The sequence below is a fragment of the Kitasatospora sp. NPDC059646 genome, assembly GCF_042734615.1.
GTDB lineage: Bacteria > Actinomycetota > Actinomycetes > Streptomycetales > Streptomycetaceae > Kitasatospora.
This window is the reverse complement of record NZ_JBHWDS010000005.1, coordinates 170,524-182,495: the sequence shown is the minus strand read 5'-3', so window position 1 is coordinate 182,495 and position 11,972 is coordinate 170,524. Positions and strand designations below refer to the sequence as shown.

Annotated in this window: 7 protein-coding genes; 2 read left to right on the top strand and 5 right to left on the bottom strand. The window is 73.8% G+C overall.

Features of this window, described 5'->3' with window-relative positions; translation table 11 throughout:
• Positions 1–85 precede the first annotated feature (85 nt).
• The 5 genes from ACFV1L_RS05355 to ACFV1L_RS05335 all read right to left on the bottom strand — a co-directional run bounded on the left by ACFV1L_RS05355 (position 86) and on the right by ACFV1L_RS05335 (position 9,933).
• Positions 86–655 carry a flavin reductase family protein gene (locus tag ACFV1L_RS05355; protein WP_380363074.1) on the bottom strand — a complete coding sequence of 190 codons (570 nt, stop codon included), beginning with the start codon at positions 653–655 and terminating at the stop codon, positions 86–88.
• Between the two features lie 5 nt (positions 656–660).
• Entirely contained in the window at positions 661–1,137 is a 477-nt protein-coding gene (locus ACFV1L_RS05350) for an acyl-CoA thioesterase (protein WP_380363072.1), read from the bottom strand.
• Positions 1,134–6,932 carry an SDR family NAD(P)-dependent oxidoreductase gene (locus tag ACFV1L_RS05345; protein ID WP_380363140.1) on the bottom strand — a complete coding sequence of 1,933 codons (5,799 nt, stop codon included), beginning with the start codon at positions 6,930–6,932 and terminating at the stop codon, positions 1,134–1,136. The genes ACFV1L_RS05350 and ACFV1L_RS05345 overlap by 4 nt, the downstream gene beginning before the upstream one ends.
• Positions 6,933–7,003: 71 nt before the next feature.
• A complete protein-coding gene (locus ACFV1L_RS05340; protein ID WP_380363070.1) occupies positions 7,004–8,020 on the bottom strand; it encodes an enediyne biosynthesis protein in 1,017 nt (338 codons plus the stop codon).
• Positions 8,017–9,933: an ASPIC/UnbV domain-containing protein gene (locus tag ACFV1L_RS05335; protein WP_380363068.1), complete on the bottom strand. Its 1,917-nt coding sequence runs from the start codon at positions 9,931–9,933 to the stop codon at positions 8,017–8,019. Before ACFV1L_RS05335 ends, ACFV1L_RS05340 begins: the two co-directional genes overlap by 4 nt.
• On the opposite strand from ACFV1L_RS05335, the gene ACFV1L_RS05330 reads away from it, so the two are divergent.
• Positions 9,920–10,123, top strand: a complete 204-nt coding sequence (locus ACFV1L_RS05330; RefSeq protein ID WP_380363066.1) for a hypothetical protein — start codon at positions 9,920–9,922, stop codon at positions 10,121–10,123. The two genes, ACFV1L_RS05335 and ACFV1L_RS05330, sit on opposite strands and share 14 nt — an antisense overlap.
• 143 nt (positions 10,124–10,266) lie before the next feature.
• Positions 10,267–11,814 (top strand): GMC family oxidoreductase, encoded by a 1,548-nt coding sequence (locus ACFV1L_RS05325; protein ID WP_380363064.1) that lies wholly within the window; start codon positions 10,267–10,269, stop codon positions 11,812–11,814.
• Positions 11,815–11,972 lie beyond the last annotated feature (158 nt).

Sequence of the window (11,972 nt, the reverse complement as noted above, 5' to 3'; positions counted from 1 at the left end):
GGACTTCACGACCCGCGGAGCGGGGCGCGGGCACGCCGAACGCCCGGCCGGGGAGGTGGCCGGGCGTCGGTGGGGAGGCGTGCCGTCAGCCGGCGAGCCGGGCGAAGGCGCCGCCGTGGAAGAGCAGCGGGTCGCCGCCGGTGGAGCGGCCCGCGCCCAGCACGGTGCCGACGAAGATGGTGTGGTCACCTCCCTCGTGGACGTCGCCCAGCCGGCACTCCAGCCACGCCTGGACGTGGTCCAGGACGGGCGCCCCGGTGTGCCGGCCCCGGGTGTGGCCGATCCCCTCGAACTCCCGCGGCCCGCGCGGGCGCCGACGGTCGGCGAAGTGCCGCGCCACCCACTCCTGGTCCCGGGCCAGCACCGACACCGCGAACGCCCCCTCGGCCAGCACGGCCGCGTGGACCGCCGCCGACTTCACCACGCACACCAGCACCTGCGCCGGTTCCAGCGAGACGGACGTGAAGGAGTTCGCCGTCATGCCGCACGGGACGTCGCGCCCGGCGGTCAGCACGGTGACGCCGGTGGCGAAGCGCCCCAGCACCCCGCGCAGTTCCCGGGGGTCGTGCAGGTCGGCCTCGGGCGCCTCCACCGGCAGCGGCGGCAGGTCGAGCGAGCGGGGCAGCGGCGCGGACGCGGACGGGAAGGAGGACATGGCGATCACCCCACGGTGCTGGTGCCGGTCAGGACGGGCGCCGTCGCGGCGACGGCGTAGGGCTCCAGGGCGAGCTGCAGCGGCTCGGGCACCCTGGTCGGGCGGGTGTCGGTGTTCGGGCCGCGCATGCAGGCGACCCGCTGCTGGCCCCGGGCGACCAGGTACTCGGTGCCGTCGGGGGCGATCTTGACGTAGTCGAAGGTGAACGCGACCTGGGTCTGGGTGAGGTCGGCGAGCCGCATCCGGATGGACAGCTCGTCGAACGCGGTGATCTCGGCGAAGAACTCGCAGTCCACCTTGAGGGTGAACAGCTTCAGGTCGCCGCGGACGTCGGCGAGCACCTCGGGGGCCTTCTCCAGCAGGAACATCTCCCGGCAACGCCCCTGCCAGCGCAGGTAGTTGACGTAGTAGACGTTGCCGACCAGGTTGGTCTCCTCGAAGCCCACCAGGTGGCGGTACTCGTAGTAGTCCGGTGCGGTCACCGGGCGCCTCCCGTCAGGACGGTGAAGGCCACCGGGTCGGCGACGCCGTCCAGGGCCGTCACGAAGCTCACGATCCGGTGCGCGCCGCCGCGCAGCGCCACCCAGCCGGCCGGCAGCCCGGGGGCGTCGTCCAGGCCGAGCCGCGCCACCGCGTGGCCCGCCTTGCGCAGCGTCTCCACCGCGCCCCACACCCGGGTCGCGGCGGTGCCGTACGGCTCGCCGCGCTCGGCGGCCAGCAGTTCGGCCAGCGCGGCACCGTCCTCGCCCAGCAGCCCCGCCCACTCCTCGGCGGTGCGGCCGGCGGCCGTCTCGACGTCGCAGGCGACGGCCTCGTCGGCGACCACGGTGAAGGTGACGCCGGCCGCGTGCGAGGAGGAGATCCGCCGCCCGTCGGGCAGTTCGGGCCGGCCGTCGGGGCGGTGGTGCACCTCGGTGGTCCGGCCGAGCGCCCAGCTCGCCGCCTCGGCGGTGCGCCGGCGCCGGTCGGCGACCGGGCCGCCCGAGCCGTCGCCGCCGGGCAGCACCACGCACCGCACCGGGTGGCCGAACGCCTCCTCGACGCGCCGCTCCAGGAACGGGCCGAGCAGGGCGGGCAGCCACGGCCCGGAGCCGTCCTGCTTGCGCACCGCCCGCAGCAGCAGGCCCTCCCAGCTCTCGACGGTCGCGCCCGCCTCGTCGCGGACGGCCAGGTCGTACAGGTAGCTGTCGCCGTCCCGGGAGCGCTCGCGGGCGTCCAGGAACAGCAGGCGGCCGGTGCGCGCGGCGTCGGCGTCGGCCAGGTGCAGCCGTTCGACGCTGACCGGCAGCAGGGTCGCGTCGGGGACGCACGCCTGGATGGAGTGCATCAGCGCGTCGCGGGTGCCCGGGTCGGCGAGCAGCAGGTCGCCGGAGTGGTAGCCGGCGAACCAGTCGGTGCGCGGGGTGTCGTCGATCTCGGCGAGGCAGTGCTTGGCGGCCAGGTCCCGGTAGGCGAGCAGCCGCTGGAAGCGGTCGCCCTGGAACAGCACCGGCCCGTACAGCTGACCGGGCGTCAGCGGCACCCGCGGCACCTCGTCGCCGACCGGCGCGGGCTCGGCCGCCGGGCGCGGGACGCCGAACCGGAGCACGGCCCGGAAGTGGTCGGCCCGGAAGCCGGTCTCGCTGCTGCGCAGCACCGCCTCCACGGTGTCGGGCCCGGTGGCGAGGACGGCGACCCGCAGCGTGGTCGCGCCGCTCACCGGGACGACGATGGGCCGCAGGAACTCCAGGTCCTCCAGTACCGGGGCGCCCTGACGGCCGGTCAGCGCGGTGGCCGCCTGGGTCATCGCCTCCATGCCGAGGACGGCGGGGAACAGCAGGTCGCCGTCGAGCAGGTGGTCGGGCAGGTAGCGGTCGCCGCCGCCGGTGAGTTCGGCGTCCACCACCAGCTCGATGCCGGGGTAGTGCACCTGGGGGCGTTCCAGGAAGCGCAGCAGCGGCAGTTCGCTGCGCTCCAGGGCGATCGTCGGCAGGCCGCCCGCGCGGCCCATCACCACCAGCGCCGGGGCGGTGCCGGGGGTGGCGAGCAGCCGGCCGAGCAGCGCCACGCCGTCGTCGGCGGGGATCGGCTCGATGCCCTCGCGGACCAGCGCCTCCAGGACGCCGAGCCGCTCCCCCATGCCGGCGCCGGACCAGACCGACCACTCCAGGGCCAGGCAGCGGCAGTCCGGGTGGTCCTGCTGGAAGCGGACGGTCAGCTCGGTGAGCCAGTCGTTGGCGGTCGCGTAGTCGGCCTCGCCGCGCAGGCCGGCCCGGCCGATGATGCTGCCGAAGGTGACGAACAGGCGCAGCGCGGCCGGGTCGACGGCGGCGAGGACGGCCTCCACGCCGTCGATCTTGGTGGCGAGGGTGCGGCGGAACGAGGACTCGTCGAGGGTGGCGAGCGACTGCGGCTCGTTGCGGCCGGCGCCGTGCAGCAGGCCGGTGACGGGGCCGAGTTCGCGGGCGATCTCGGCGACGGCGGCCTTGACCTGGTCGGCGGAGGTGACGTCGGCGCGGGCGTAGTGCACGCGCAGGCCGGCGGCGGCCATCCGGGCCAGGTTGTCGGCGAGTTCGGTGTCCAGGGCGGGGTCGGAGCGGCCCAGCAGGCCGATCGCGGCGCCGTTGGCGCCGGCCAGCGCGATGGCGCACTCGGCGGTGATGCCCTTGCCGCCGCCGGTGACCAGCAGGACGTCCTGCGGGCCGAGCGCCTGGTGCTCGGGGTCGGGCCGCAGGTCGACGGCGCGCAGCACCGGGACCCGGCGGGTGCCGTCGGCGTCGTAGTGCACCTCCGCGAACGCGGTGGTGGCGGCGGTGTCGGCGGCGATCCGGGCGGCGATCCGCTCGGCCTCGTCGGCGGGCAGGTCGTCGGCGACGGGCAGGGTGACGACGGTGACGGGGATGTCGGGGGCCTCCAGGTGGAGGGTCTTGGCGAGGCCGGCCGCGCCGCGGCGGTCGCCGACCGCGACGAACCGGGTGCCGGCGGCGCGCCGGGCCGGGTCGAGTGCGGCGCGGGCGGCGGCCAGCATCAGGCCGACGTGGCGCTCGTCGCAGTCGCGGGGCAGGGCGAGCAGGACGCCGTCGCCGGGGCCGGCGGCGGTGAGCTGCTCGGCGAGCGGCGCGGCGAGCGGGTGCCGGTCGGTGGCGAACACCTCCCAGTGGCCGCCGGGTCCGGCCGCGGGGGCGGGCGGGGCGGTCCCGGTGAGGTCGACCTCGAACGGGCGGACCCAGGGCGCCACTCCGGCCGCGGCGGCCGGCTGGCGGCCGGCGTCCGGCGACTGCAGGGCCAACTCGTCGAGCAGTTCGGCGAGTTGGCCGAGGGTGGAGGTGGCGAAGGCGGTGGTGACCATGGGGGCGGAGATGCCGAGTTCCTGGGCGGCCTGGTTCATGATCTGGCCGACCGTGATGGAGCTCAGGTGCAGTTCGTCCAGCGGGTTCGCGGACGGGTCGACGGTGTCGACGGGCAGTTCGGCCCGTTCGGCGGCCAGCCGGATCAGCACCTCCAGGCTGGAGGCGCCCTCACCGGCGCGGGCCGCGGCGGGGCCGCCGGCGGCGGCGGGCTGCGGCGCCGCCGCCCGTTCGGTGCGCTCCAGCACGAAGTCCTCGCCGCCGGCCTCGCAGGGGCTGGCGAAGAACCGGAACTCCTTGTCGAGCGGCAGCGGCCGGGTGAAGCGGTCGGCGAACAGCTCCCCGTGGCGGACCGGCGCACCCATCGTCCAGGCGGCGGCGACGGCGCCGAGCAGCCCGGCCAGCGAGACCGCGTCGGCGTCGGTGGCGACGGCGGGCACGGCGGGCAGGACGTCGGCGGCCAGCGACTTGAGGATCTGGCCGGGCCCGACCTCGATCAGCAGGTCGACCTGGCCGGCCATCGCCTGCAGCGCCTCGGTGAAGCGCACCGGCTGGACGACCTGACGGGTCAACAGGTCCACCACGTCGGTGTCGGCGGGCAGCAGGTCGCCGGTGACGGTGGAGACCAGGCCGTCGCCGACCGCGCCGAAGGTCTCCGTCGCCAGGTGGTCGGCGAGTCCGGCCGCGGCCGGGGCGACGGCCGGCGAGTGGAAGGCGTGCGAGACGTGGACGCGTCCGACGCCGACGCCCTGCCGCTCGGCGAGCGCGCAGACCCGTTCGACCGCCGCGGCGGGGCCGGACACCACGGTCTGGCCCGGGCTGTTGTAGCCCGCGACGACGACCGGCTCGCCGACGATCAGCGCCTCGGCCAGGGCCGGGGTGGTGGCCAGCGCCGCCATCGCGCCGCCGCCGTCGCTGGCGGTGGCCATGATCCGGCCGCGGGCGGCGGCGGCGCGCAGCACGGTGTCCTGGTCCATGGCGCCCGCCCAGTGCAGGGCGGTGAGCTCGCCGAGGCTGTGGCCGGTGGCCCGGACCGCCTCGATGCCGAGCCGCTCCAGCACCCGCAGGCCGGCCACCGAGGCGGCGACGATGCGGGGCTGGGCGACGTCGGTGGCGACCTGGTCGCCGTCGACGGGCAGGCCCAGCCGCGCGTACAGCTCCTGGACGGCGGCGAAGCGGCGGCGCAGTGCCCCGCCGTCGCCGCGCCGGCCGGCGCCCTGGCCGGGGAAGAGGAACCCGATCCGGGGCGCCCGTCCGGCGCTGCCGAGGAAGATCCCCTGGGCGGTGCCGAGCGCGGAGCGGGCCCCGGAGTCGAGCAGGTGGGTCAGCGCGGTGAACCGTTCGACGGCCTGCTCGGGCGAGGAGGCCAGCACGGCGGCGCGCAGCGGCCGGTCGGCGAGGTCGGCCTGCAGGGTGGCGGCGAGGTCGCCGAGTTCGGCGTAGGACAGCTGGGCGCTGAACCCGGCGAGCCGGGCCGCCTTGGCGCGCAGCTCGTCCGGGTCGGCGCCGTCGAGCAGGAACAGCTCGGTGTCCTGCCGGGAGGAGACCAGGCGGTGGGCGACGACGGGCACGGCGGTGCGCCGGACGCCGTCGGCGTGCTCGACGACGACGTGCGCGTTGATGCCGCCGAAGCCCATGGAGGAGATGCCGGCCCGGATCGGCGCGTCGTCGGGCCACAGCTCGGCCCGGTCGGGGACGCGCACCGCCGGTGCGGGGCCGGTGAGTTCGGGGTGCGGGTCGACGTGGCTGGTGGCGGGCGGGATGACCTGGTGGCGGACCGCCAGGATCGCCTTGAGCAGGCCGGCGACGCCGGCCGCGGCCTTGGTGTGGCCGAAGTTGCCCTTGACGGTGCTGATCGCGGCGGGGGCCTGCGCGCCGGCCGCGCGGCGGGCCTCGGAGAAGGCCCGCAGTTCGGTGGCGTCGCCGACGGCGGTGCCGGTGCCGTGGCCCTCGAAGTAGCCGACCGTCTCGATGCCGAAGCCCGCCGCCCGGTAGGCGCGGGTCAGGGCGAGGCGGTGGCCGCTGGCCTCGGGGCGGGTGATGCCGCCCTTGCCGTCGGAGGAGTAGCCCCAGCCGGGGATGGTGGCGTAGCGGAACCGGCCCTGGGCGCGGGCGTCCTCGTCGCGCATCAGGACCACCATGCCGCAGCCCTCGCCGGGCCAGAAGCCGTTGGAGCCCTTGTCGTAGACCCGCATCTCGCCGGTGGCGAGCGCCCCGGTCTTGGCGAAGCCGATGACCTCGAACGGGTCGATGCTGAGGTCGACGCCGCCGGCCACGGCGACGTCCATCCGGCCGTCGATCAGCGCGTCGCAGGCGGTGGAGACGGACAGCAGCGAGGACGAGCAGGCGCCGTCGACGGTGAAGCCGCCGCCCTTGAAGTCGAAGTGGTTGCAGATCCGGCCGGCGATGGTGTTGGCGAGTCCGCCGGCCAGGGTGTCCTCGCCGATCGGCGGGAAGGCGCTCTTGTAGCGGCCCTCCAGTCCGTCCAGGAAGGCGTTCAACTGCGCGTCGTCCCAGCCCTGTTCGCGCAGCGCGGCGCCGACGGTGCGGCGGACGTACGGCCAGCGCAGGCGCATCAGGTTGGCGCGGCTGAACTCGCCGGTGAGGGTGTTGCCGATGACGACGCCGGTGTTGGCGTCCTCCAGGCCCTCGCCGAACGGGAAGCCGGCGTCCTCCAGGGCGCGGGCCGCGGTGTCGAGGGCCAGCCAGTGCGTCATGTCGGTGGCGCGGAAGGTGCTGCCGGCGACGCGGTACCGGACCCGGTCGAACTCGAAGCCCTCGATGACGGCGGCCTTGGCGCTGTAGAAGCGGTCGGGCGCGGCCGGGTCGGGCGACCAGTAGTCCTCGGCGCGCATCCGCACGTCGGGCAGCCGGCGGAAGGCCCGGCGGCCGGCGAGCACGTTCTGCCACAGCTGTTCGGGGTTCTCCGCGTCGGGGTAGCGGCAGGCCATGCCGACCACCGCGATCCGGCCGCGGCCGGCCGGCTGCCCGCCGGCCGGGTCGGTCTCGTGCTCCGTGCCGGTCACGCCGCCACCGCCTCGTTGCCCATGGGTCGCTCGGGTGCCCCCGACTGGCCGGACGGGACCGCGACGGGTCCGCTGCCCTGCTTGCTCCGGTTCCGGAAGTGCGCCACCCACCAGCCGGCGCCGCGCAGGCCGCAGACGATCGTGGTGGCGAAGAACAGCGTGTAGACGACGTTGAACAGCATCAGGACGCCGTAGACCATGGCCACCGAGGCGCCGAACATGAACTGGTTGCGGCCCTTGGACGGGGTGGTGCCCGGGTCGGTGATCATGTAGTTGGTGTAGAGGACGAAGGCGACGCCGCTCATCGGGCCGAGCGCGGAGAAGATCGCCACGTCCCAGATCCAGTGCCGCAGCAGCGCCTGGATCACGAAGCCGCCGAGCCAGCCGACGATCAGCGGGACGCGCTTGGTCAGCATGGCGTTGATGACGGTGCCGGCGGTGGTGATGATCAGCGGGATGCCGATCCGGAAGAAGCCGTTGGCGTTCTCGGTGAACTCGTAGGGCGGGGCGATGCTGACCCAGGAGCCGAACAGCACCAGCGCCATGGTGATGCCGAAGTTCGACGGATTCATGAAGTGCCGCATCCGGCCGTACACCGGCGCCTGCAGGACGTGCTTGGCGGCGACGCCGATGAACACGGCGAGCAGGATCGGCAGCAGCCGGTCGTTCGCGTAGAGCAGCATGTTCGCGGCGAGCGCGGTGATGTGCGAGGGCAGCAGGAACTCGTACAGGCCGCGCAGGCCGTTGCCGCGGAAGCGCGGGGTGCGCTCCTGCGCCCAGGCGCTGATCATCTCCAGCACGAGCTCGACGACGTAGCCGAACGGCGCGCAGATCAGCGGCCACAGCCAGGGCTGCTCGAAGCCCAGCAGGGTGTAGCCGAAGATGTTGAAGACGGACATCGAGATGGCGAAGTTGCGCAGCGCCAGGTAGCGCGGGTCGCGGTTGGGCTGCTTCTTCTCGGGTCGGGGGCGGACGTGGCGGGCGGCCACGCCGGCGATGTCGGTCGCGGTCATCGGGCCGCCACCTCCTTGATGTCGTCGGTCAGCATGAGGGTGTGGCTCCCGGCGGTGAGCTGCTGGGTCTTGGTGTGCACGCCTCCGGTGGCGTCGCGCCAGGTGATGTCGGCGGTGACGGGGCCGCTCTGGGCGCCGAGGCCGAAGCGGACCTCGAAGCTGCGGAAGCCGCCGTGGCCGCCGCCGCCGTCGAGCTGGCCGATCTGCTTCTTCCCGTCGGCGGTGGTGACGGTGACGGTGGCGCCGTAGGCGGGGGCGCCGGTGGTGGCGAGGCCCTGGCCGGCGGTGGAGCCGGCGGCGGGGCGGTACAGGCGCAGCGTCAGGTCGTGGCCGAGGGCCGGGGACTGGTTGGCGTAGAAGGCCGGCGGGCCCCACTGCCGGGCGATCGCGAAGTCGAGGGCGCCGCGGCCGGTGGTGTCGGCGGTGGCGATGCCGCGGGTGGGGATCGGCACGGCGAGGCCGAGCTGCTTGCTGATGTTGGCGAACTTGCCGTCGGCGGTGCGGGCGTAGAAGGCCATCACGTCGCCGCCGGCCAGGTCGTCGCCGGGGCCGACGTTCGGCCAGATCTTCGGGTTGGACAGCAGGTCGTCGTTGGTCATGGCCATCTCCTGCAGCCACGGCCAGCGGTCGATGTCGCCCTTGACGAAGCCGTCGGCCTGCAGGATGTTCTGCTGCCCGTTGTTGAGGAAGTCGCCCATCTTGGCGTCCCAGCCCCAGCCGGTCCAGGCGACGCCGTGGTCGGCGGCCTCCTGGGTGAACGGGGCGACGCCGGCGGAGAGCTTGCGCTTCATCTCGGCCTGGTCCTTGGCCTGGTTGATCCAGAGGAAGTTGCTCTCCTCCAGGCCCCAGGCGACGGTGATGTTGCTGACCATCATGTCGAAGCTGCCGTTGGCGTCGACGTCGCCGAAGTCGACGCCCATGCCCTTGAACGAGCCCTTGCCGAGGACGAAGGACTTCGGGGTGGTCGGGGTGCGCTCGCCGGTGGCCTCCTCGAACCGGATCCGGCCCGGGGTGGAGACGTTGTGCAGCAGGTGGGCGTGGCCGAAGTCGTTGGCGATGTACACCTCGGGCAGGGCGTCGCCGGTCAGGTCGGCGCCGGCGATGGCCAGCGTCCAGCCGGTGGAGGCGTCGAAGGCGATGGCGTCCTTCTCCTCGACGAACCGGGCGTCCGGCTCGTTGCCGGTGGTCGAGGAGTGGAAGCGCAGCACGTGGTCGCCGCCGGCGTTCTTGGCGCTGGACAGCGAGTCGTTCATCTGGACGTTGCGCAGGCCGTTCGGGTCGAGCACGTCGGAGTCGGGGAAGTAGTTGCCGATGATGATCGACGGGTGGCCGCTGCCGTCCAGGTCGCCGACGTACGCGGCGTCGGTGTTCCAGCGCGGGCCGTGGTAGCGGCCGTCGAGGCTCTCCGAGGCGACCAGCTCGCGGGCCGCGTACGCCTCGGGGGACGGGGTGGCGGCGTCCGCCTTCGCCATGAACAGGATCGGCGTGCGGCCCCAGTAGGTGACCAGGAAGTCGGTGCGGCCGTCGCCGTTGAAGTCGCCGGGCGTGCAGCCGGTGGGCGCCATGGTGTCGTCCATCGGCAGCGGCTTGCCGTCGAGCAGGAACGGGGTGAACCGGTCGGCCTCGGGCGCGGTCGGGGTCCAGGTGACCACGACGGAGTCGGTGCGGGTGTCGACGATGCACATGCCGTCGGCGAGGCCGTGGCCGGTGACGTCGTTGATGGCGATGCTGGCGCCGACCGACGAGATCCAGGCGCGGATCTTCTCGTACGCCGGATTGACCTTGCGGATGGTGTTCATCTGCCGGGACTCGTAGCCGGGCGGCATGGCGATCGGCAGTTCCTTGAATTTGTAGGCCGCTGCCGCGTCGTCGCCGCCGGCGACCGCCACCGAGGAACGGATGACGAAGAACATCGAGGCGGCCACCAATACGGTGACCAACCCGGGTACGAGCCTGCGGAATCGTCGTCGTGGCGACATTTCCATTCCCTCCCGTGGGCGACGTGAATCGGCTGTCCGGGGCGGCTGCGAACAATTCGGCGACTATCCCCCGCCGGACCTGACACTTGAGGATGTCCCGGGTCCGCAAAGCGTGCTTCTCTGACGTTGCCGGGGTTCGCACCGGCCGCCGGGCGGGATTTCCGGGAGTGCGCGGTTGGGCAGTCTCGGAGAAGACCGGGCACCGGTCCGCTGAGAAACTCGGCTGAGATCGGCCTCTTCGAATCCCCGTCTGGCGAGGTTTAATCCATGGTGCACACGTATGACGTGATAGTCGTCGGGTCCGGCTCCGCCGGCGCAGCGCTCGCGGCCCGGCTGAGCGAGGATCCCGGCCGTTCCGTGCTTCTCCTGGAGGCCGGTCCGGACTTCCCCGAGCGGGCCGACATCCCGCACGAAATCACCGACGGCAACGCAATGTCGATGCACGCGCACGACTGGCGCTACCGCGCCGAGATCCTGGACGGCCGGCGCATCATCTTCCCGCGCGGGAAGATCACCGGCGGCTCCTCCGCGGTCGGCGCCACGATCGCGCTGCGCGGCGTCCCCGAGAACTTCGAGCGGTGGGCGGCCGCCGGCAACCCGGCCTGGACGTACGAGCAGGTGCTGCCGTACTACCGGCGGCTGGAGGACGACCTCGACTTCTCCGACCGGTACCACGGCAGCGGCGGCCCGGTGCCGATCCGCCGCTTCGGGCCGGACGAGATGACGCCCATGCAGGCCGCGTTCACCGAGGCGAGCCTGGCCGCCGGGTTCCCCGAGGTCGCCGACCACAACCACCCCGAGGCGACCGGCATCGGCCCGATCCCGTCCAACCGCCGCGACCCGCGCTACCGGGTCTCCACCGCGATGGCCTACCTCACCCCCGAGGTGCGCTCCCGCCCCAACCTGACGGTGGCCGGCGGCGTCCTGGTCCACCGGGTGCTGTTCGACGGCGACCGGGCCGCCGGCGTGCTGGCCGCGCGGGACGGCGGGGAGCCCGAGGAGCTCCGCGCGCGAAAGGTGGTGCTGTCCGCCGGCGCCGTCAACTCGCCGACACTGCTGATGCGTTCGGGCATCGGCCCGGCCGCCGACCTGGCCCGGCTCGGCGTCGACGTGCGGCTCGACCGCCCCGGCGTCGGCGCCCACCTGCAGGACCACCCGCGCACCGGCGTGTTCCTGCGCCCCAAGGACGGCGAGGTGGACGCGCAGGTGCCGTTCCTGCAGTCGATGGTGCGGACCACCTCCAAGGGCTCCGCCGACTTCAACGACATGCAGTACTACATGGTCAACCACTTCGACCTGACGCTGTTCCCCGAGCTCCAGATGCTGGCCCAGGCGCCGATGATCTTCGGCGTGATGGTGGTCGACCAGCAGCCCGAGTCGGTGGGCCGGCTGCGGCTGGCCTCCACCGACCCCGCCGCCGGGCCGGACATCCAGCTGGACTTCCTCTCCACCGAGCGCGACCTGGAGAAGATGGTCGAGGGCGTGCGCACCTGCTGGGAACTGGCCAACCACCCCGGGATCGCCTCCCGCGGCGACGGCTTCATCGTGCTGAGCGACCGCCTGATCGAGAAGGACGCGATGGTCGAGCAGTACGTCCGGACCAGCCTGGACAGCGGCTACCACCCGGTCGGCACGGCCCGGATGGGCACCGCCGAGGACGAGGGCGCGGTGGTCGACCAGCGGCTGCGGGTGCACGGCGTCGAGGGCCTGTACGTCGCCGACGCCTCGGTCATGCCGCAGATCGTCAACTGCAACACCAACCTCACCTCGATCATGATCGGCGAGCGGCTGGCGGACTGGCTGCGCGCCGAGTGAGACCGCCCCGCCCGACCCCGCACGACCCGACGGCCGCCCCGGTGCCCCGCGCACCGCGGCGGCCGTCGGCGTGCGCCGGGCCGGCCCGGTCAGGGCAATCTGGGAGACGGGAACGCACCCCCGTTCCTGCCACCATGGGAAAAACCGCGCAGCCGCCC

Coding starts and splice junctions, on each gene's coding strand:
- ACFV1L_RS05355 (WP_380363074.1), bottom strand. CDS start 655: ATGTCCTCCTTCCCGTCCGCGTCCGCGCCGCTGCCCCGCTCGCTCGAC.
- ACFV1L_RS05345 (WP_380363140.1), bottom strand. CDS start 6,932: ATGGCCTGCCGCTACCCCGACGCGGAGAACCCCGAACAGCTGTGGCAG.
- ACFV1L_RS05340 (WP_380363070.1), bottom strand. CDS start 8,020: ATGACCGCGACCGACATCGCCGGCGTGGCCGCCCGCCACGTCCGCCCC.
- ACFV1L_RS05330 (WP_380363066.1), top strand. CDS start 9,920: ATGACGAAGAACATCGAGGCGGCCACCAATACGGTGACCAACCCGGGT.
- ACFV1L_RS05335 (WP_380363068.1), bottom strand. CDS start 9,933: ATGTTCTTCGTCATCCGTTCCTCGGTGGCGGTCGCCGGCGGCGACGAC.
- ACFV1L_RS05325 (WP_380363064.1), top strand. CDS start 10,267: ATGGTGCACACGTATGACGTGATAGTCGTCGGGTCCGGCTCCGCCGGC.